Raw genomic sequence first — 20,124 nt, 5'->3', positions numbered from 1 at the left:
ATGACCAGTTATCAGTCATAAGTCTCACTAATTAAGATAAGTCCAGAGATATCCATCTCGGTTGTTGAACTTATCGCAATAACTTGCCGTTACTCTCTTATGCATCTATAGTATATTAAACTATCTAGTCCGATACAAGTTTAGTTCTTTTTACATAAATCATCAAAAATAGTAGTTAAAATTTATAAAATTAAAGTCTAACAGCATCTAAATCGGCATCGGTAATATTTATCAAGTCTTCCTCTGAATAACTATCAGTCATGGCTACGCGTACTGCTTGTTTCTTTATGATCTTATCATTTAGATTTCTTACCCAACGCCCATTACTGTTATCGTTATCCTTACTTAAGTTATTCTTCAATAAGTCTGCATAACTTGAAGGATTTACATGATATTGTTGTTTCTTTAGAGAAAACAATCCAATTTGAACCATTTCATCAACTGTATAATCTTCAAAATCAAATTTATTCGGAATACGACTACGTAATCCTGGGTTAGTTTCTAAAAACTTCTCCATATCGTTAGTATAACCAGCAAAGATAATCATAATATTAGAGCGATGATCTTCCATAAACTTTAATATTTCATCAATTGCTTCTTTACCGAAATCATTCTGACCACCACCAGCTAGGGTATATGCTTCATCAACAAACAAGATCCCACCTAAAGCTGATTCAAGAACTTTCCTAGTTTTTTCAGCTGTTTGACCAACATATCCTGCTACTAAATCAGCTCGAGATGTCTCAATTAACTTATCTTCAGCTATTACTCCTTTTTCATACAGAACATGGCCAACAATACGAGCAACCGTTGTTTTTCCAGTTCCTGGATTTCCTAAAAACAATGAGTGCAAAGTTTGAGAACTAGTATTTAAACCTTTTTCTTCACGTTTTTTATTTAAAACAGTGACTGCAATAAATTCTTTGACTTGTTGCTTTACCGTTTCTAGACCAATCATTTCATCAAGCTGCTGCATACCTGATTTTTGAGGACCTTTTGGTAGATCCTTTTGGTCTTTTTCTGCTTTATGTACCTGCTCTTTTTTCTGGGTAGTAAAGTACTCAATATCGTTTTGTAAATTATCTTTTACTATTGTGTATTGATTATTTTCATTTAAATCATACTCATCATTAGTAGAATCAAATTTCAACACATAAACGTCAGGAACATTAAAAGTTACATTATCTTCAATTTTAATATTAGGTGAACTTTCAAATGCTAGGCCAATCCAGTCTAGCGTTATATTACTTTCACCGTTAGCAAAAATGTTGATTTTACCATTATCTCTACCATCAAGTAAAAGAGTTTCTCCAGTTAAAGCACTATGATCTTCTAGAGTAATTGACTCAACAATTCTACTTGTATTTCCTACATTTATCTTACTTTGATCATAGAGATATAAAGAATCAATTATTGAATTTTCTACTTTTGCCTGAGCAGCTTTTTGTAAATAAAGGGCCCCAGAATAATTAGGTTCTTTAATAATTGAAGAGGTAATATTGAGAATAGATTCACTACCAAAAATGCAAGGATAATCTTTTTCTTTTACTCCACCCGTTACAGTTACATTTTGCAATGTAGCAACAGTATTCGAATATAAACTAAGGACATTACTTTCACCATAGCTAAGCGTAGTATTCTTAAGAGTTAAATTTGCTTCAGTAGCAGTAATTTTACAATTAAGAGTACTATTCTTTATCTCTACATTCCCTTTTTCAACATAAATTCTATGTGCACCGTCACCAATTTTATCCTTTTTAACGTACAAATCATCAAATTGAGCAGTAGCACCATCATCTACATAAATAATTGGATAATTTTGACCAGTCGTAGCGTCATTAACGACCGAAACATGTGTCGCAATTAATTGACTGTTATTTATTACTTGAAGAGAATTATTCTTATCTCGATAGTGTCTCAGAGTCAGATTATTTAATTTTACCCGGGCGCCATTTTTAATGATAAAGCCACCTAAAATAAAAGTATTATCTTCGCCAGAAATATTTAGACTCTTGTTAATTACATAATTTTGATCCTCAAGTGGGAACTGATAATCTCTCTTAATTAAAATATCATCCCCATCTGAAGCTTGATTTAATGCATCTTCAAATTCACAGGTAGTACGCTGCTTTTTGAAAAAGCCTCGATCATCTGGTCCAACTACAAAAAACGTCATATTTCCTCCAAGAAAAATACTTAACTAATTTTGTTTATAAAAATCATCAAAAATAGTTACTGGCAAATGACGCTTATGTTCACTCTTTTTCCACAACTTTTCAATCTGTTCAGCTGCTTCTTCACTCACATCTTTACCTTCTAAGTAATCGTCAACATCTTTGTAAGTTACTCCTAATGCTACTTCATCAGGTAAGTCTGGACGATCTTCTTCTAAATCAGCAGTTGGTGCCTTTTCATATAAGTGCTTAGGACATCTAAGTTCCTTAAGCATTGCCTTCCCTTGACGCTTATCTAATCTAAATAACGGAGTAATATCAGCAGCACCATCACCATATTTAGTGTAAAAACCCGAGAAGTTTTCTGCTGCATGATCAGTACCTACAACAGCCCCATTATTGGCACCAGCAATCGCATATTGAACTACCATTCTTTGACGAGCTTTGATATTTCCTTTATTAAAGTCAGTAATTTTTTGACCAGTTGTTTCAACTACTTTTACCATTGCATCGACTGGTTCTTTAATATTAACAATCAAATCTTGATCAGGCTTTTGAAAAGCAATTGCATCGGCAGCATCACTTGCATCTGCTTGAACGCCATAAGGTAGACGAACAGCAATAAACTGATAAGAATTATCTCCAGTTTCTTCACGCATTTCTTCAATTGCCATTTGGCAGAGTTTACCAGTTAAAGTTGAATCTTGACCACCAGAGATCCCTAAAACATAAGTCTTCAAAAAAGGATTTTCTTTTAAATAATCTTTTAAAAAATCAATAGACTTTCTAATTTCTTTTTTAGGGTCAATTTCTGGTAACACATGTTCATAAGCAACAATTTTTTCTTGTAATGGACGCATCTTAATATCCTCTTTTCACAATTCGACTACGAATATCATTAATTAAATTCATCTTGTTGTCATATAACTTTTGCGATAAATCCACTGGATAATCTTGTGGATTCAAACTACGCTTATATTCGTCCCATAATCCGTCTAAGTTATTGGCTGCAAATTCTTTTGTTTCTTTAAGAGTAGGTTCTTTATAAACAAGTTTTCCTTCATGGAAGATTTCTTGTAGTAAAGGACGAGCAGTATAATCAGTAACAACCTTATTAATGTAAGTGTATTGCGGATGGAACATAAAGAGCGCATCAAATTTTCTTGGATCTTCATCATAGCGTGATACCCAATCACCCTCATTTTTCTTCTCAGAGTTTGCTTGAATCCGCCATACCTGTTTTTTACCTGGAGTAGACACTTTTTCAGCATTTGAAGAAATTTTCAAAGTATCGCGCATATTGCCTTCTTTATCTTCAATTGCTACTAACTTGTATACACCACCTAAAGCAGGTTGATCAAATGCTGTAATTAATTTAGTACCGATTCCCCAAACATCAATTTTTGCGCCTTGCATCTTAAGGTTTTGAATAGTCTTTTCATCTAAATCATTTGAAGCATAAATTTTTGCATCAGGGAAGCCAGCATCATCTAATTGTTTACGCACTTTTTTAGAAATATACGCCATATCACCCGAGTCAATTCGAACTCCTTGGAAATTAATCTTGTCGCCCATTTCTTTAGCAACTTTAATAGCAGTTGGCACACCACTTCTTAAAGTATCATAGGTATCAACTAAGAATACACAGTCCTTATGAGTCTCAGCATATGCTTTAAAAGCATCATATTCATTATTAAAGGCTTCAACCAAAGAGTGAGCATGAGTACCAGCGACAGGAATATCGAATAATTTTCCTGCTCTAACATTACTAGTAGCGTCAAAGCCACCAATGTATGCTGCCCGTGTTCCCCAAATAGCTGCATCCGTTTCTTGTGCACGACGTGAGCCAAATTCCATCAAGCCGTCGTTACCAACAGCCACCTTAATTCTAGCTGCCTTAGTAGCAATCAAAGTCTGGAAGTTGATAATGTTTAAAATTGCAGTTTCAACTAATTGTGCTTGAGCTAATGGTCCTTCGATCTGCATAATTGGTTCATTAGCAAAAACTAATTCACCTTCTCTAGCACTTCGAATGGTTAACTTCAATTCTAAATTACGTAAATAATCGATAAAGTCATCATCGTAGTCACAAGTTTCCTTGAGATATTCTAAATCACTTTCTTTAAAACAAAGATTATTTAGGTATTGAATAACATGACTTAAACCAGCATTAACTGCGTAGCCATTACCAAAAGGTTCTTTTCTAAAGAACACTTCAAATACAGAATTTCTTTCACTTATTCCCTTTTTAAAATAGGTATACATCATATTAATTTCATACAAATCAGTATGTAAAATTAATGAATCATCTTGATCAACTTGTGGGTAAAACATTTTGTCCCCTCATCACTAAAATAAATAATTTTTTTCTTGTATTTTATTATAATCAAACAAGAGCAGATATCAAAAAGAGACATCAAATTTGATGCCTCTTTTTGATATTTTAATTACTTATTATTTTTACATAATCTCTAATTGTAAAAAATTCTAGGATCTGTTCTAACTTTTTCTGATCATCTTTTTTAATTTTGTAAATAGTAGTTCCTTGACTAATTATTTTTATTAAATCGTAATAAAACTGCTCTAACGTATTTTTTGACAACTTATTACTAAACTCATCAATTCCTGTTCCCCAATATATTTTTGTACCTTTGGGAATAACAATTTTTGCAGTTTTTTGAGGATTAAAATTATTGCTAAAATCAACAATTGTTTTCAAATATACATTATCCAATTCAGAATCTTTAATATTTTTAACAACTAGAGGCGTGATTTTCTTTAAAGAAGTTTGGCCTTGTTTAAAAATTGATGGATATAAAGAGGCAATATGAAGCCGATTGATTAAATTGTATAAAGTCGCTTGAGTAGAATAGGCCGGCACATTTATCCGGCTTACAATATGATGCAAAGTCCTCAAATTTGTAGATAATTCAAATAAAGTCTTAGAATTATTTTGTTTTAGAGGATTATCACCTAAATTTACTTTTTTGGAAACCCGATATTTTAATCCAACAAAATTACCATTTACTACTCTTAATCCTAAATTATTTTCTGCATTATACCAAGCTGGCATCCCATTAATTAAATAATTTTCATATACGCTGGTCTCAAATATCTCTCTTCTCCAAAAAGCATAATTAGTATAAATATTTGTTCCAAGTCCCAGGGCGGTTTTTATTAGACTAACTTCGTTTCGATAATAAGGTCTAACTAAATGAAATTTACCATCTTTTAAGCGCTGATACATAGCTCTAATTCCAACAAACATTCCGTCACATTTTTCACCAAGAATGGTGCTAACAGCACGATAAAAAACATTTTGATTGAATAGAATTTTACCGGCATCTAAAACAAAAATTATTTCTCCACTCGCATACTTCAGACCATGTCTAATAGCCTTAAAATAATTATGATGAGTTTGCTTAGTATATTTAAGAGGTAGTTTTGTATTTCCTAAGTATCGTCTTAAAATTTCTTCTGTTTCATCCTGTGATCCATCATTAATTAAAATAATCTCCCAATTTTGATAGGTTTGATTTTTTATTGATTCTAGGGCTTCAACAATCGTCTTTGCGCTGTTATAAGCCGGGATGAGGACAGAAATTTTTACTTGTTTCTTCCCTAAACTAATATTTCCAAAGATATTAACAATAGATAGAGACAAAATAAAGATTAAAACTAAATAACTCGTATTAAGCATATTTGACTCAGCAACAAGCATGCTTATTTCGTTAATAATTAAAAATATTATTATCCCGACAATTAGATGACTAGTAGGTCTTAAATGACCCTTAACTTTCAAATAAGATATTGATCCAATTATTTCTATTAATAAGATGATTGAACCAATACTCCAAGAAAGATTTTTTAAAACAAAATCAGGCAATTCAGGTACATACCAAACTAGAGAAATAAGTAGAACAATCAAGTAAACACACAATAAAAAAGGACGTAATTGTTCACTAAAAGTAACCACAACTCTAATCAGATAAAAGACAAAAATCAAAACAGAAATAATTAAAATTAGCAAAGTACCTGCTTTGATTGGTAATTGAGCTAAAATATTTAAATTAAGTAATAGTAATACTAAGTTCTTTGCATTAAAGTGTCGATCTAAAAAATATAAAATCCCCATATAAGAGATAATTGTCAATTGATATAAAGCACCAATTTCTGATAAAGGGAAGATATCAAGATTATTTAGAACCACTGCTAACGCTAAAAAAACTGAAAGAAGACTCATAGTTTTTTCTAAAAACCATTGATCTAAATCTTCAATAGGAATTGATAAAGCTAATAAGAGCAATATTAATCCATAAGCAGCACTAACAATGAAAAAGCCATTATCACCCTTCCAAATATTGCTACTAAATTCAAAAATTAAAGGGAGAATTCCAATTAAAATTGCTAAAATATTGCTTTTATGATAATTTCCCACTATTTTCACCTAAAACAAGTTTGTAATAATTTTCAATTGCCACTAATTGGTTTTTCATTGAAAAAGCGTGCATCAGATATATCTTTTCTTTTTTAGCCATAGCCATGAGATCTGTCTTGCTCTTAGCCGTAGCTTGTCTTATTTTTTCACTAATGCTGTCTATATCTCCAATTTTAGCAACAAAACCATACTCTTCATTAGGAATCATCTTCTCAATATCACCAACATCAGTTGACAAAATTGGTACTAAATTATCACTAGCCTCTAATAAGACAAGGGGAAAACTTTCTGAATACGATGTTAAAACTGCCAAATCCATCTTTTGATATAACTTTCTAGTCTCTTGCTGGGTCAAAAAGCCATGAAAAGTTACTTGTGAACTAATTCCTAAATCTCGTGCTAATGCTCTTAAATTATTCAATTCACTGCCATCACCTACAATATGCAGCCGAATATTTTGATCATTAAGTTTTTTTATTGCCTTTAAAAGCAAGTCTTGTCCCTTAACTTTTTCAGCTCGACCAACATTAATAATATTGAAATAGGGATGAGTATATTTTTTAGGAACATTCTTATTTTGATGGAAAAAAATCCCATTATAAATTACGCAAATTTTTGTTTTCGGAATACCTACTTTTTCAACTAGAAGGTTAGAAAAGTTCTGAGTAATTGCAAAGATACCATCTGCTTTTTTTAAAGCCATGATATTTAATTTAGTAAAAATATTTCCAATCATTCCTCGACCTTCAAAATCCTTTAAAGGATCAGAATGAACCGTAATAATCCACTTTGCTTTGATTTGCTTTTTAATCATTGAGACAAACAGATTAGCTCTTGCTCCATGAGTATGAACTATATCAAAATTTCCCTCATTGATAAGCCTAGTAAGACGCTTTAAAACACTCAGATCATAACGACTTTGTGTTCCTAAAATTGTTGTTTTAATTTTTGCCTTTTTAGCAGCTTTTGCTACAGGCCCATCTGCTAAAGTTAAAAGCTCAAAATCCACATTTTGTCTTTTTGCCTCTGTCAACAAATTAACAATATGCGACAGGCCACCACCTTTTTCTAAACCAGCATTAATATGTAAAACTTTCATTTAATTAATTCTTTCTCTTATTTTCTTTCTTTGATTTTTCAACTTCAACTACAAATTCTGGCAATGCGAGCATGCGCTTAAAGCGAGTTGGATTAGTAATTAAGCGATAGAACCATTCAAGATGCGTTTTTTGAAATACTTCTGGCGCACGTCTGACTACGCCAGAAAAAACATCAAAACTTCCGCCCACTCCCATCATAATTGCAGGCACTTTTGCTTGACGTAGGATGGAGATCAGCTCTTCTTGTCTTGGAAAACCAATTGCTGCAAAAACCATATCAGGACTTGATTCTTCAATTCTTTTAGCTACCGTCTTTAGATCATCCTTAAAATAGCCATCTTCTGCTCCAACTAATTCAATTTCTGGATAGTCACGAGCAATTTTTTCTTTAGTAATTCGCATTACTTCAGGCTTTGCACCAATTAAATATACTCGCAATTTTCTTAAGTTTCCTACCTGTAGCAGCCAAGTAAATAGATCATACCCTGTTACTCGTTCTTTAAGCGGTTTTTTTAACATTTTTCCACCTAAGACAATTCCAATTCCATCAGGTGTAATCAAATCCGCATTCTTGGTAATAAGGTTCATAAATTTTGGATCTTTATTAGCTGCCATTACAATTTCGGGATTAGCTGTTACTACCATGGTTGATAACTTATTATTTAACCTACTAATCAATCTATCTTTAAATTCTTCTAAAGAATAGTTATCAAATTCAATTTCTAAAATATTAACTCTACTCATTCTCTACTTTTAACCATTTCTATGTGAAGTAATATCTCTATTTATTATTTTAACAAAAAAGCACTTAAAACTTTTTCAATATAAAAGTTTCACTTTTTTCTACTTCTGCTAGAATAGTAACTATTATGAGGGAGTATTTATTATGAAAAAAATTATTACCTACGGAACCTTTGATCTACTACATTATGGTCACATTCGTCTTCTAAAAAGAGCTCGAGCCTTAGGAGATTATTTAATCGTAGGTCTATCAACAGACGAATTTAATGAATTTAGCAAACATAAGCAAGCCTATAATAGCTATGCGGAAAGAAAATATATTCTAGAAGCAATTAGATATGTAGATAAAGTTATTCCAGAAGAGAACTGGGATCAAAAAATTAATGATGTACAAAAATATGATATTGATACTTTCGTAATGGGTAATGACTGGGAAGGAAAATTCGATTTTCTAAAACCTTATTGTAAAGTTGAATACCTTGAAAGAACTCCTGGAATTTCTACGACACAAATCAAAAAAGACTTAAAATAAAAAAATGCATAATGTAGTTCATATCACAAAATCAAACTGCATTATGCATTTTTTATTTTTCAAATGTAAATTCAAATCTTTCGGCCACATATGATGCACGAACATATTCAAAAGGATAGTGATTGCTGAGTTCAGTAACCTGGCGTCTAGTTACTAATGGCTCACCCTTTTTAACTGACAATAAACGAGCCTCATTTTCATTAGCAACAGCTGCACCAATATTTTCTACAACACTCCCAATCTTATAGCCACCCTTTTCTTCAAGCGTTTGATATAAACTACTTGAAATTTCATCTTTAGAAAAACGGGAAACTAATTCATAAGGAATTGTAGCAACTTCATAACAAATCGGCACATTATCTGCAAAACGAACACGTTCCATTCTTAGCACGTTATCTGTATCTTGAATTTTCAACTTTTCCTTTTCAGATAACGATGGCTTCGTTATACGATAAGATAGTAATTTACTAGAAGGAACTTGACCATTGGAACGAGTTATGTCGGTAAAACTCATAATCCCAGACATTTTCTCTTGAACCTTTTGACTAGAGACATAGGTTCCACTACCTAAGCGTCTCTCTAGGATTCCTTCGTCTTCTAATGTCTTAATTGCTTGGCGCAATGTCATTCTAGAAACATTGAATTTTGAAGCTAATTGCCGCTCAGCAGGGATCCGCTCTCCAACTTTATATTTTTTATTTTCAATATCACGCTTTATTTGGTTGTGAATTTTAATATACATCGGTTCTTGCATGATAACCCCTCACTTCATTCTGCTACCAAACTTATTTTAGCTTAAACTAGCTGATTAGTCATTGTTCTTCTTTGCTTCCCAACGCATTCCCAAAATATTAATATTTGGTCTCCTATTGCATTCAACCTCTAAATCTTGAGTACTACTTGAAACAATATTTAGTTTAAGCTTAGCATCATCCTGTACTGCCAACCTGCTACCATTCGGATTAATAATTAAGTCTCGTCCTCCTAAAGTCGCTTGTCCATTTAAGGCTAAGAAATACTCAAAATCATCTCTTCCAGAAAAAGCAACTCTAGTTGCATCTGCCGTGACCTTATCTTGAAAATCTGCATGACTGACAATAGTAGAATTATTTAAGGTTACTTTTGCATTATCACAAGCAATTAAACGGTCTATTTTACTATTCTGAATTAAAATTCTCGTATTTTTGTCTAGAAAAATACCACCTTTAAATTCAGACTGTAAAATATTTACCCATGAATCATCTGAAATATAGAAACTAGAGTCATCATTTTTTTCAACAGTTGAATTAAGCATATTTACCCAAGTCTGCCCATGAATTAACCCATAGGAAATAGACGTATTATTCAAGTCAACTTCAGCATTTGAATTAGGGTATGTACTTAGATTACCATGAATCATACTGTTAGAAATAATTGCAGTCCCTTTTCCCTGAATACCTAAAGCTGCGTAATTTTCAGAATCATAATCAATTAACGAGTCAGTCATAGTAAGTCTAAAATCAGCTTGAGCAAATAAAGAAACACTAGAATTCAAAATTTTACTTGAGAATAATTCCAGTGTACATTTACCATTCACAGCAATTGCAGTCATATCATCTTCATCCCCATAAAGGGTAGTATTACGTAAAGTAAGATAGGTATCAGCATCATCTTCAACGTAAATAGTATTATGACCTGATTTTGTTTGAAGAGCAATATTTTCTAATGTAAAAAAGTTACAATTATTCTCTAACACAAAAAAGCCACTAATTACTGTCTCATCGGGAGTATTGCCTGTTCCCTTGATTGTAACATTATTTACTTCTAAGCCTCGATCTAACTCATAAAATCCAGGAGCAAGTAGTAATACATCATCAGGCTGCAAGTCTTTAAGAGCACTTTCCCAAGTAGTACCGTCTCCTCGACCACTGACCTTAACAAGACGTGCCATACAAATCGATCCTTTCTACACAAAAATTTCATACATTATTCCCTTTATTTTCAATGTTTTCTGCTTAAATATAATCATCAAAGGAGGTAACTATGATTAACATTACTACAAATCAATTAGCAGAAATTTTAGAAAAAGATTCTAACATCAATTTATATGATTTACGAACACCAATTGAATTTGCATCAGGTCATATTCCTCAGAGTCATAATCTACCCTTTGAAGAATTAAAGTACTTCAATGATCCTAAAAATGAGACCTACTATTTTATTTGTCGGTCTGGCGATCTTTCACATCATGTATGCCAACTTTTAAAATCTAAAGGTTATAATAATTTAATTAACATTTCTGATGGTATCCTTAACTGGAAAGGTAAAATACAAAGTATAAATTAAAAACGCAATATAACAAAAAAGGTCATCATATGATGACCTTTTTTCGGGTTGGGTGTTCTTTCGAACTATTGGGTTAGCTGGATTCGAACCAGCGCATGATGGTACCAAAAACCATTGCCTTACCACTTGGCTATAACCCATTTGATTGAACTTTTACTTGTTGTTCAATGCAACCAGCTGAATAAAATCCAGCAATGGAGGCCAGTGGATTCGAACCACCGAACTCAGAGAGAGCGGTTTTACAGACCGCCGCGTTTAGCCACTTCGCTAGGCCTCCGAAACGTTACTTAATTATAATAACGAACTGCCTAGCAAAAAGCAAGTAAAAATTAGAAAAAAATCTAATTTTTTTATTTTAGTATTAACTACTTTAATTGAGCAATATGCTTCTTAATGATATCAGCTGATTCCCTTAGCTTTTCATCTTCTTCAGAAGTTAACTCTAACGGAATAACTTTTTCTACCCCATCTTTTCCAATAATTGCTGGATATCCAATATATGTTTGTACTTCATCTAAATATACAGAAGTTGGTGCAAATAATCTGGCATCACTAAATACAGCTTGAATTAAGCGAACAGCACAAGTTGCAATTGCATATGAGGTATATCCTTTTCCAAATGCTACTTTCATCGAATTTTTATTAGGTTGTGCACTTAATTTTTCCTCTTGTTCTTTTGTGAACAGTTCTTTAGCCGACTTGCCATTAACTGAGACAGTTGACCAAGCAGTGAATTGAGATGCTCCATGTTCACCTAAAACAAATCCTGCTACATTTCTTGGATCTTCATTAAGTGCTTCCCCAACAATTCTTTGCATTCTAGCAGTATCTAGGAAAGTTCCAGTTCCGAAGACTTGTTTTTTAGATAAACCAGTAGTTTCTTGTAAAATAGTCGAAATTGCATCACATGGATTTGAAATATTAATTAGGATACCCTTGAAGCCAGATTCTTTAATTTTAGCTCCTACTTCCTTAGCATTCTTAGAATTAATTTCAAATTCACCAAATCTATCTCCAGTTTTAACTGTCGCAGCAATATTACCAAAGGAAGTTACAATAATATCAACATCCTTTAAATCGCTATAATCACCTAGAAACACATTAACATGATAATCATTTCTAGCTAAAGTATCACGTAAATCATTATATTCCGCCTCTGCTTTAGCTTGATTTTTATCTAATAAGTATAAATTATCAACAATCCCATGAGTAAATAAAGTAAAAGCGACTGTCGCACCAACATGTCCCATACCAATTACGGCTACATTTCTCATTGTAATTCCTACTTTCTATAAAAATTCTTACACCTTAAGGATAATCCATTTGTCCTAAGTTTTAAATTCATTTTATATCTTTTGACTAGAAACTATTTTTTCATGTTGCTTAATCTTTTCAATTCGCTTCTCGTCTCTTTTAATAAGCAACAAAAATAAGGCTTCAATAATTGTAAAAGCTGCTACACGAGAGAAGTAATATTGATTTTGTAAAACCGTTTGTCTTACTCCTGTTCTTAAATGATAATCACTATTTAACGCAATCGGAGAATCTGGATTATTAGTAATACCGATAATTTTAAGTTTATTCTTTTTAGCCAACTCAATTTCTTTTATTAGAGCTGCCGATTCTCCAGAATTTGAAATTACAATTAAACAATCCTTATTGTTTAAATTCATCGTTTGTGCATCAGCTGTTTCAACATTTCCACCAGAAGCAAACGATAAAATACCAATTTGATTAAATTTATAAACTGCATCTGCAGCTACAGGATAGGTATCGCCTTCAGCACTGATTTGAACAATTCTACTTTTTTCAATTAGAGAAAGAATCTGCTCTAATTGATCGGTTGGAATATGACCTAAAGTAGATTGAATTTCATTAATTTTATTTTTTTCAATTTGGGCTAGAGCAGCTTGTATATCATCCTTAGGTAGTTCTCTTAAGGATTCACTCTCCTTTTGCCCCATACTTTGTGCAAGTAAAATTTTCAATTCATGAAATCCTGATAAAGATAAATTCCGGCAAAATCTTGTTATAGATGCATCACTTACTTTTGCTTTTTTAGCTAATTGAGAAATTGTAATATTTATAACTTCAACCGGGTTTTCAAGAATTGCTCTTCCAATTTTTTGATCAGAAGCGGACATTTTATTCATTTGCACATAAATTTTATCAATAATATTTTCCAAAAATTTCCCCTCATTTCATAAAAATTATATCATGCCTATAAAATAATTTTCATATTTTTGCATTTGACGAAAATAATTTTTAAAAGTATTATTAAATGTGTAAATAATTTTCACAAAATTATATTTATAAAAATAATTTACGGAGAACTAAAATGTCACTAATTAGTCAAAAAGCACTTAGTAAGATTAAACCCAATATGAGTATTAGTTTGGGTGGTGGAAGCAATGTGCTGAATCTCGCAAAAGATCTATGTCAAGCACACATTTCTAATCTAACACTCTATTCTTCCTCTGAAATAACTCAAGCTAAATGTAAGCAATTTGGATTAAAGGTACTACCTTTTAGTGAAAACTCACCTCACTTAGACCTAGCCTTTGATGGATGTGATAGCATTGATAAAAATTTCAATGCTCTAAAGAGCGGTGGTGGTATCCATCTTTTTGAAAAGCTAGCCGCTGAAAATACGGAAGAATACATCTTATTGCTTCCAGCAGAACGATTTAGAGATGAACTATCCCCTACTATTCCCCTCTGTCTTGAGGTAGTCCCCGCTTGTCTTGAAAATGTAATAAACTCTATTCCTGAAGAATACGACTATAAAATTCGTCTGGGTAAAGCAGTAGCATCCTTTGCGCGATCACCATTGGGTAATATTTTAATTGATATTTATCCTCACACTTCTTGGAATAATATAAAAAAGCTGAACAGTTTTCTCCTAAAACAAAATGGGGTTGTAAGTAGTTCATATTTTGAAGGAATTGTTACCAGCATTATAACCGAAACTAAAAATAAAGCAGTTGAAATAAAGAAAGGATAATAATTATGAAAAAATATAATTGGGGTATTATTGGTACAGGATGGATTGCGCATGAAATGGCAGATGCATTGCAAGCTAGCAAAGGTGAAGTATACGCAGCAGCTAATCCAAATGAAGATGAATTAAAAAAATTTGCTGCTGAAAAAAGGGTCAAACATACCTTTACTAATCCTGACGAAATGATTAATAATCCAAATATCCAAATTATTTATATTGCTACTCCACATACATTTCACTATGACTACATCAAAAAAGCTTTAAATGCTGATAAACACGTTCTCTGTGAAAAAGCCATTACAGTGAATGCAGATCAATTTGATGAAGTAGAAAAACTTGCTAGGGAAAAGAATTTGATCCTATCAGAGGGATTTACACTTTACCACATGCCTATTTACCAAAAAATTAGGAATCTAGTTGATAAAGGTAAATTAGGCAAAATTAAGCTAGTCCAAGTAAACTTTGGTAGTCTTAAAGACTATGATCCAAGCAATAGATTTTTTAATAAAGCTTTAGCCGGCGGAGCTCTTCTAGATATTGGTGGCTACGCTACTGCTTTTGCAAGAATGTTTTTATCAAAACAACCAGAAAGCATTTTAACAACAGTAAAATTTTTTGAAACGGGTGTTGATGAACAATCAGGAATTATTCTAAAAAATACTCATGCCGAAATGGCGGTTATGGCTCTTTCAATGCGAGCAAAACAGCCTAAACGAGGTGTGATTTCTGGAACTAAAGGCTATATAGAAATATCTAATTATCCTCGAGCAACTGAAGCTCAGATTACTTACACTGCAAGTACTCATGAAGAAAGTCATGAAACAATAAAAGCTGGTAAAACTTCTGAAGCACTTGAATATGAAATACAAGACATGGAGCGTTATATCGAACAAGGCCATGATGATGGTGAATTAAGTATTTCAAGAGATGTAGCACATATCTTAACGAGTGTTCGTACTTCGTGGGGAATGAAATATCCATTTGATGAAAAATAATTTTTTGTAAATTAAAAGACTAGAGATGGTGCATTTTTTATATCATCTCTAGTCTTTTCTATTAGTTAACAAAAATTGTATTTTTTGCCTTCCAATCGCGAATTTTTATTCCTACCCAAAAGCCATAAATGCCGACTGTAATAATGGTTAAAAGTAGCCACTTAATCCAATTCCCAAATAATCCAAAGGCACTTCCAGTAAATTTCATCCTATGTCCTTCAATTACAGTATGGTTAATTTCCCAACCATAAATCATACACACAGCCCAAGGATAGCAAATCCCCAATGTACAAACAGTAATAAGTGTTCCTAAGATATGCCAACCAATAAAAGAAATTAAGCCCCCATCAAAAAAAGAATTACGTCCATGTTTTGTTTCCATTATGATCTCTTCCAATCCAAATTTATGTACAAAAAAAAAGCCAGGTAAAACCTGGCAAATCTATTGGGTTAGCTGGATTCGAACCAGCGCATGATGGTACCAAAAACCATTGCCTTACCACTTGGCTATAACCCATCCTTCAAGCCTTTTACTTGTTGGCTCTATTTGAATGAACTTAATCACTCAACGATTAATATCATATTATAAATACGAACCTCTGTCAACAAAATCTCCTAAAAAATATTTATTATTTTTAAAATTAATTAGGAGCATAAAAAAGATCGCCTTTTGGCGATCTTTTTAAGTATTATTCAGTTGATATTTTAGTACCAGCCGTTAGTTTGCCAGAACTTTTGAGCACCAGTCCATGAACCGTAACGTGATTTTACGTAGTTATCTGCTACACGTTCTTGGTTTTCTGCTGAGTAGTCTCCACCAAGGTATGATGCTGATAATTGATACTTACCAATGTATTGACCATTTCTTGCTGAGTATGAACCACCGGATTCACGGCCTGCAATCCAAGCTTTAGCTGCTGCTTCAGAACCAGATGTGTTTGAAGTGTAGCTAGTAGTTGCTTGAGTTTGAGCAGTTTGCTTTTGTGCTGGAGCATAGCTGTAAGTTCTTTGTTGTTGTACAGGAGCTGAGTAAGTACGTTGTACATTGTAGTTGTAGTTAGTCTTAGGAGCTTGTACAACAGTTTGTTGCTTTTGTGCTGGAGCTTGTACTTGAGTAGTTTGTTGTGCAGAAGCTTGTTGTGAAGCTGCAGGAGTAGCTGGTTTTGCTTGTTGTACTTGAGTAGTTTCTTGCTTTTGTACTGGAGCTTGTACAGTAGTTTGTTGTTGTACAGGAGCTTGTGCTTGAGGAGCTACTGGAGTAGCAACTTGGGCACTAGCAGCATTTCCACCTTCTACAGTGTACTTAGCCATGATCCATTGGTTTGCACCAAGATCATACCACTTGTTACCCATAACATCGTAAGCAGTTCTTACAACTTTCCAAGTAGTACCATGTACTAATTCTTTACCAGTAAAGTTGGCATTTTCAATGCCATCCCAAACGGCAACAGTAGAGTTTGCATTGTTAATAGTTACAACATTAGTATCATTTTGAACAATAGTAGCAGCTTGTGCGTCATTAGTATTTTGTGAATTTAAAGCTACCAAACCAGTTGCGGTAAGAGCAGCTGCTGCAAGTGACTTAGTTAAGATAGATTGAAATTTCAAGAGAAATTCTTCCTTTCATATTTATCGGTCATTTAATTTACAAGTTACATAATACAGCCTCAAAATGTCAAAACCATGACATGAATGCTACCACATTATTAAATAAAAGTGCCTTATGTTACAGTTTATGTAATATTTGTAACTTGAACACGTTTTCTTGTAATATTCCTATATAAAACTACTATGCCTTATGAATTAGCCCTCTTCTGTCTTACTGCCCCCTTAATGATTTATTAGATGCTAAGTGATAAATAAGACGAGAATGTCACAAAAATGAATTGTGTATTTTCCGTTCTCGGACTACGAATACAAAAAAAGAGATATCATAACTGATATCTCTTTATATATTCACTAACTTTTAGTACCAGCCATTTGCTTGCCAGAAACTTTGAGCGTTAGACCATGAACCGTAACGTGATTTTACGTAGTTATCTGCTACACGTTCTTGGTTTGCTGCTGAGTAATCTCCACCAAGGTATGATGCTGATAATTGGTACTTACCAATGTATTGACCATTTCTTGCTGAGTATGAACCACCGGATTCACGACCTGCAATCCAAGCTTTAGCTGCTGCTTCAGAACTAGATACATTTGAAGTGTAACTTGATTGAGATTGTGCAGGTTGTGCTTGTTGTACTGGTTGAGTTTGTTGTGTACTTTGTACTGAAGAGTAAGTACCTACAGAAGTCTTAGGTGCTGAGTATGAACCTTGAGTAGTTTGAGTTTGTGCAGCAGTATTGTATGAACTTGCTTGTGAAGTAAACAATTCTGAAGCAACATTAGGATCAACAGTATCTTTTCCTAAGCGAGTGTACTTAGCCATTACCCATTGGTTTGCACCAAGATCGTACCACTTGTTACCAGCATCGTCATATGCAGCTCTGATAACTTTCCAAGCAGTTGCATGTGGTAAGTATTGACCAGTCATTTGCTTATCAGGACCGTATGAATTCCAAACAGCAATGCTTTTGTGTGGAAGGTAGTTAATTGTAACAACTTTTTCTTGTTGACCAACAGTAACTTCTGCAGCCTTTACAGTGTTTTGAGTGTTATTTACAATTGCAGCACCTGCTAAAGTAAGGGCAGCAGCTGCAGCAGTTTTAGTTAAAGTAGATTTCAAATTTTTATTAAGCATATCCAAAATTAAATTCTCTCCTTGATAAATTTGATTTGAATCATTATTTCGTCACTTCTATTTACAGCTTATATAATACATGGCCAATATTGCAGAATAGTTCCTAGAAAATTAAGGATATATTTCATCTTGTTACATTCCGGTAATATTTGCGCCTTAAGTTACAATAATGTAACGATGTAATCTTTCTGTAGCAAAACAAAGAAGAGAGAGTCATTTTTCTTAACTCTCTCTTCTTTTCTTTATCCATCTATTCTTAAATTGGTTAAATTTCTTTGTATCAGTAAACTTTAACTGCGGGAAACTCGTAAGGAATCGCTTCTGATTCCAGGATAATGTTTCCATTAATTTATCAAAGGCCTGGTTTAATTTACCTTCATCTAATTTCATGCGAGTGTTTAAGCGCTCATTCCAAATTTTAGTACTCATATGTAGTTTCTCTACACTAAAGATAGTAGGAATAAAGTCTGTTCCCATCACAATTACTATTATTAAAGCAAGATAGCCATGCGTTTTTATTTCTTCCCAAGTAATTAACTTTTGAACAAATGGCTGAATAACTTTTACAAGAAAGACTACCCCTATCCCCCAAAAATAAAGAAATAATTGGTGCAATCCTACCTTGGACATTGTCCCATAAATGTGAATAGTCCCATAACTTCATATGGAAAACATATTGTAAAAATACACTAGCGAAATACTCAAAAATTGTCACTACTATTACACCAACTATATATAATAGGAAAAGATTATTTTGAATGCGATGGGTACAGATTAAAATCGTTGTTACTGCAAAGCCATATACGGGACAATAAGACCCAAACAAAAATCCCCGATAATCATAATGATGATCCTTAATCGAACAATAGATTGTTTCCCATATCCAACCAATTACAGAATATGTAAAAAATAAAACAATAATTTCAGAAAAGGTAAACGGCATTTTTAATACCTCATAAGTAATTTTTAGACTCTTCTATATTAAAGATATCATTCTTTAATGAAATTAAAGCGTACAGCACCTCTGGAAAAATTAACTAAAAAGCGTAAAAATATTCTTATCTGCAATTGAAAGGTACATATATAATGAAAAAATTTAATAAAACAGCTAGTAAATATGCTAATATTCTACGCTTTTTTACTATAATTGCTTTAGGAATTTTAGGGGCTTTAATGCTGATCCTGATGTTTAGTCAATTATTTGCAATAGGTCGTATTATGATTAGCAATAATTTAATTAACATACCTACGAAAGTGTTAGATGAAATAGTCACTTTCTTCTTATTCTTTGAATTTTCGGCTATGATTGTGGCAGCCTTAAAGCATATGGGTCATACAAGCTTAAACTTTTTAATGAGTCTAGGAATTACAGCCCTTTTAAGAAATTTAATTACTGCGCATGGTGAACCAATGCAAATTTTAATTCATGCAGTAGCAATATTATTACTAATTATTGGAGTAGTAATTTTGAACAAACATATCAAATTATAGATTTAATTCATAGGCTAAACGACTAGGATCCTCTGGATCTTCATCAACCATAATAATCCCACGTTCAATAAAATTATTTTTTAAAGCTAAATGTTGCATAATTTGATTTTTACGTGATGTATCAATTCTAAAATTTTTAATTCCTTGATTTACCATAATTGAAATCAAATCTGAAAACATAAAATTAGCTAAGTGCATCCCGCGATACTTACTGCTAATAGCTAAACGATGAAAAGTAGCATAATCATCGTTAGTATTTTTCCACTCCCCATTTATTTTCTGATAAGTCGGCTCTATCCCAACAACACTTGCCGCATAACCAGCCACCTTATCATCTACTATTAAAACCAAGGCACTTTTATTTTTGATATCAGTTAAAATTGTATCTTCGTCCGGATAGGTTCCTTGCCATTGACTACTTCCGCTTTGCTTTAGAAAATCTTTTGCTTCATTAATAATACCCATGATATTTGATAAATCGGCGTTAGTAGCATAGCGTGTATAAATTAAAGTCATAATCTCACTCATTTCATTTTTCTACTAGTATACCTAAAAAGCAGAGCCCAGGCCCTGCTTTTTAGGTT

The 20,124-nt window shown here is 32.8% G+C and carries 19 protein-coding genes, 3 tRNA genes and 1 pseudogene; 5 read left to right on the top strand and 18 right to left on the bottom strand.

Annotated features, from left to right (window positions below):
* Positions 1 to 190: 190 nt before the first annotated feature.
* From HMPREF0528_RS00175 to HMPREF0528_RS00150, 6 genes are all read right to left on the bottom strand, one after another.
* A complete protein-coding gene (locus HMPREF0528_RS00175) occupies positions 191 to 2,176 on the bottom strand; it encodes an AAA family ATPase (RefSeq protein ID WP_004893455.1) in 1,986 nt (661 codons plus the stop codon).
* 24 nt (positions 2,177 to 2,200) lie between these two features.
* On the bottom strand, positions 2,201 to 3,034 hold the full coding sequence (gene nadE, locus HMPREF0528_RS00170) for an NAD(+) synthase (RefSeq protein WP_004893452.1): 834 nt from the start codon (positions 3,032 to 3,034) through the stop codon (positions 2,201 to 2,203).
* A 1-nt stretch (position 3,035) separates the two neighbouring features.
* Complete coding sequence (locus tag HMPREF0528_RS00165) at positions 3,036 to 4,508, bottom strand: nicotinate phosphoribosyltransferase (protein ID WP_004893449.1); 1,473 nt, start codon at positions 4,506 to 4,508, stop codon at positions 3,036 to 3,038.
* Between the two features lie 109 nt (positions 4,509 to 4,617).
* Positions 4,618 to 6,612: a glycosyltransferase family 2 protein gene (locus HMPREF0528_RS00160; RefSeq protein ID WP_034524997.1), complete on the bottom strand. Its 1,995-nt coding sequence runs from the start codon at positions 6,610 to 6,612 to the stop codon at positions 4,618 to 4,620.
* Complete coding sequence (locus tag HMPREF0528_RS00155; RefSeq protein WP_004893445.1) at positions 6,596 to 7,711, bottom strand: glycosyltransferase; 1,116 nt, start codon at positions 7,709 to 7,711, stop codon at positions 6,596 to 6,598. Before HMPREF0528_RS00155 ends, HMPREF0528_RS00160 begins: the two co-directional genes overlap by 17 nt.
* Before the next feature lie 4 nt (positions 7,712 to 7,715).
* Positions 7,716 to 8,456, bottom strand: coding sequence for a WecB/TagA/CpsF family glycosyltransferase (locus tag HMPREF0528_RS00150; protein ID WP_004893442.1), 741 nt, complete (start codon positions 8,454 to 8,456; stop codon positions 7,716 to 7,718).
* Between the two features lie 142 nt (positions 8,457 to 8,598).
* Here HMPREF0528_RS00150 and tagD point away from each other — a divergent pair, with 142 nt between their 5' ends.
* Positions 8,599 to 8,985 (top strand): glycerol-3-phosphate cytidylyltransferase, encoded by a 387-nt coding sequence (tagD, locus tag HMPREF0528_RS00145; protein WP_004893441.1) that lies wholly within the window; start codon positions 8,599 to 8,601, stop codon positions 8,983 to 8,985.
* A gap of 52 nt (positions 8,986 to 9,037) precedes the next feature.
* On the opposite strand, the gene HMPREF0528_RS00140 is transcribed toward tagD, so the two are convergent.
* Together HMPREF0528_RS00140 and HMPREF0528_RS00135 are read right to left on the bottom strand one after the other, a co-directional pair.
* Positions 9,038 to 9,739, bottom strand: a complete 702-nt coding sequence (locus HMPREF0528_RS00140; RefSeq protein WP_004893439.1) for a GntR family transcriptional regulator — start codon at positions 9,737 to 9,739, stop codon at positions 9,038 to 9,040.
* A gap of 54 nt (positions 9,740 to 9,793) precedes the next feature.
* On the bottom strand, positions 9,794 to 10,915 hold the full coding sequence (locus HMPREF0528_RS00135) for a hypothetical protein (protein ID WP_004893435.1): 1,122 nt from the start codon (positions 10,913 to 10,915) through the stop codon (positions 9,794 to 9,796).
* A gap of 92 nt (positions 10,916 to 11,007) precedes the next feature.
* On the opposite strand from HMPREF0528_RS00135, the gene HMPREF0528_RS00130 reads away from it, so the two are divergent.
* The gene (locus HMPREF0528_RS00130) at positions 11,008 to 11,310 is read left to right on the top strand and encodes a rhodanese-like domain-containing protein (protein WP_004893433.1); all 303 of its coding nucleotides are present in this window, start codon (positions 11,008 to 11,010) and stop codon (positions 11,308 to 11,310) included.
* Positions 11,311 to 11,378: 68 nt separating this feature from the next.
* Here the strand turns inward: HMPREF0528_RS00130 and HMPREF0528_RS00125 are convergent.
* The 4 genes from HMPREF0528_RS00125 to HMPREF0528_RS00110 all read right to left on the bottom strand — a co-directional run bounded on the left by HMPREF0528_RS00125 (position 11,379) and on the right by HMPREF0528_RS00110 (position 13,496).
* A tRNA-Gln gene (locus HMPREF0528_RS00125) sits at positions 11,379 to 11,450 on the bottom strand.
* Between the two features lie 55 nt (positions 11,451 to 11,505).
* Positions 11,506 to 11,587, bottom strand: a tRNA-Tyr gene (locus HMPREF0528_RS00120).
* 88 nt (positions 11,588 to 11,675) lie between these two features.
* The gene (locus HMPREF0528_RS00115; protein ID WP_004893431.1) at positions 11,676 to 12,584 is read right to left on the bottom strand and encodes an L-lactate dehydrogenase; all 909 of its coding nucleotides are present in this window, start codon (positions 12,582 to 12,584) and stop codon (positions 11,676 to 11,678) included.
* Positions 12,585 to 12,656: 72 nt separating this feature from the next.
* Positions 12,657 to 13,496: a MurR/RpiR family transcriptional regulator gene (locus HMPREF0528_RS00110; protein WP_004893429.1), complete on the bottom strand. Its 840-nt coding sequence runs from the start codon at positions 13,494 to 13,496 to the stop codon at positions 12,657 to 12,659.
* Between the two features lie 152 nt (positions 13,497 to 13,648).
* On the opposite strand from HMPREF0528_RS00110, the gene HMPREF0528_RS00105 reads away from it, so the two are divergent.
* Entirely contained in the window at positions 13,649 to 14,314 is a 666-nt protein-coding gene (locus HMPREF0528_RS00105) for a ribose-5-phosphate isomerase A (RefSeq protein WP_004893427.1), read from the top strand.
* A gap of 5 nt (positions 14,315 to 14,319) precedes the next feature.
* Positions 14,320 to 15,306, top strand: coding sequence for a Gfo/Idh/MocA family protein (locus HMPREF0528_RS00100; protein ID WP_004893426.1), 987 nt, complete (start codon positions 14,320 to 14,322; stop codon positions 15,304 to 15,306).
* A 61-nt stretch (positions 15,307 to 15,367) separates the two neighbouring features.
* Here the strand turns inward: HMPREF0528_RS00100 and HMPREF0528_RS00095 are convergent, their stop codons facing one another.
* From HMPREF0528_RS00095 to HMPREF0528_RS08900, 5 genes and pseudogenes are all read right to left on the bottom strand, one after another.
* Positions 15,368 to 15,688: a DUF898 family protein gene (locus HMPREF0528_RS00095; RefSeq protein WP_004893423.1), complete on the bottom strand. Its 321-nt coding sequence runs from the start codon at positions 15,686 to 15,688 to the stop codon at positions 15,368 to 15,370.
* Positions 15,689 to 15,751: 63 nt separating this feature from the next.
* Positions 15,752 to 15,823, bottom strand: a tRNA-Gln gene (locus HMPREF0528_RS00090).
* A gap of 188 nt (positions 15,824 to 16,011) precedes the next feature.
* Positions 16,012 to 16,914 (bottom strand): aggregation-promoting factor, encoded by a 903-nt coding sequence (apf, locus tag HMPREF0528_RS00085; RefSeq protein ID WP_004893420.1) that lies wholly within the window; start codon positions 16,912 to 16,914, stop codon positions 16,012 to 16,014.
* A gap of 358 nt (positions 16,915 to 17,272) precedes the next feature.
* Positions 17,273 to 18,049 (bottom strand): aggregation-promoting factor, encoded by a 777-nt coding sequence (gene apf, locus HMPREF0528_RS00080; RefSeq protein WP_004893415.1) that lies wholly within the window; start codon positions 18,047 to 18,049, stop codon positions 17,273 to 17,275.
* A 222-nt stretch (positions 18,050 to 18,271) separates the two neighbouring features.
* Positions 18,272 to 18,992, bottom strand: a pseudogene (locus HMPREF0528_RS08900) (putative ABC transporter permease).
* Positions 18,993 to 19,135: 143 nt separating this feature from the next.
* Between HMPREF0528_RS08900 and psiE the strand changes: the two are divergent.
* The gene (psiE, locus tag HMPREF0528_RS00070; protein WP_004893411.1) at positions 19,136 to 19,540 is read left to right on the top strand and encodes a phosphate-starvation-inducible protein PsiE; all 405 of its coding nucleotides are present in this window, start codon (positions 19,136 to 19,138) and stop codon (positions 19,538 to 19,540) included.
* On the opposite strand, the gene HMPREF0528_RS00065 is transcribed toward psiE, so the two are convergent.
* Positions 19,535 to 20,056 (bottom strand): GNAT family N-acetyltransferase, encoded by a 522-nt coding sequence (locus HMPREF0528_RS00065; protein WP_034525174.1) that lies wholly within the window; start codon positions 20,054 to 20,056, stop codon positions 19,535 to 19,537. The genes psiE and HMPREF0528_RS00065 overlap by 6 nt on opposite strands.
* Positions 20,057 to 20,124: the final 68 nt, after the last annotated feature.

This window comes from Lactobacillus johnsonii ATCC 33200 (assembly GCF_000159355.1).
In the GTDB taxonomy this organism is placed as follows: domain Bacteria; phylum Bacillota; class Bacilli; order Lactobacillales; family Lactobacillaceae; genus Lactobacillus; species Lactobacillus johnsonii.
The sequence above is the reverse complement of the archived record's forward strand: the minus strand, read 5'-3'. Positions and strand labels throughout refer to the sequence as shown.

Excerpts from the sequence above, each read along its gene's own strand:
- HMPREF0528_RS00175 (WP_004893455.1), bottom strand. The coding sequence starts at position 2,176 with ATGACGTTTTTTGTAGTTGGACCAGATGATCGAGGCTTTTTCAAAAAG.
- nadE (WP_004893452.1), bottom strand. The coding sequence starts at position 3,034 with ATGCGTCCATTACAAGAAAAAATTGTTGCTTATGAACATGTGTTACCA.
- HMPREF0528_RS00165 (WP_004893449.1), bottom strand. The coding sequence starts at position 4,508 with ATGTTTTACCCACAAGTTGATCAAGATGATTCATTAATTTTACATACT.
- HMPREF0528_RS00155 (WP_004893445.1), bottom strand. The coding sequence starts at position 7,711 with ATGAAAGTTTTACATATTAATGCTGGTTTAGAAAAAGGTGGTGGCCTG.
- HMPREF0528_RS00150 (WP_004893442.1), bottom strand. The coding sequence starts at position 8,456 with ATGAGTAGAGTTAATATTTTAGAAATTGAATTTGATAACTATTCTTTA.
- tagD (WP_004893441.1), top strand. The coding sequence starts at position 8,599 with ATGAAAAAAATTATTACCTACGGAACCTTTGATCTACTACATTATGGT.
- HMPREF0528_RS00140 (WP_004893439.1), bottom strand. The coding sequence starts at position 9,739 with ATGCAAGAACCGATGTATATTAAAATTCACAACCAAATAAAGCGTGAT.
- HMPREF0528_RS00135 (WP_004893435.1), bottom strand. The coding sequence starts at position 10,915 with ATGGCACGTCTTGTTAAGGTCAGTGGTCGAGGAGACGGTACTACTTGG.
- HMPREF0528_RS00130 (WP_004893433.1), top strand. The coding sequence starts at position 11,008 with ATGATTAACATTACTACAAATCAATTAGCAGAAATTTTAGAAAAAGAT.
- HMPREF0528_RS00115 (WP_004893431.1), bottom strand. The coding sequence starts at position 12,584 with ATGAGAAATGTAGCCGTAATTGGTATGGGACATGTTGGTGCGACAGTC.
- HMPREF0528_RS00105 (WP_004893427.1), top strand. The coding sequence starts at position 13,649 with ATGTCACTAATTAGTCAAAAAGCACTTAGTAAGATTAAACCCAATATG.
- HMPREF0528_RS00100 (WP_004893426.1), top strand. The coding sequence starts at position 14,320 with ATGAAAAAATATAATTGGGGTATTATTGGTACAGGATGGATTGCGCAT.
- HMPREF0528_RS00095 (WP_004893423.1), bottom strand. The coding sequence starts at position 15,688 with ATGGAAACAAAACATGGACGTAATTCTTTTTTTGATGGGGGCTTAATT.
- apf (WP_004893415.1), bottom strand. The coding sequence starts at position 18,049 with ATGCTTAATAAAAATTTGAAATCTACTTTAACTAAAACTGCTGCAGCT.
- psiE (WP_004893411.1), top strand. The coding sequence starts at position 19,136 with ATGAAAAAATTTAATAAAACAGCTAGTAAATATGCTAATATTCTACGC.
- HMPREF0528_RS00065 (WP_034525174.1), bottom strand. The coding sequence starts at position 20,056 with ATGACTTTAATTTATACACGCTATGCTACTAACGCCGATTTATCAAAT.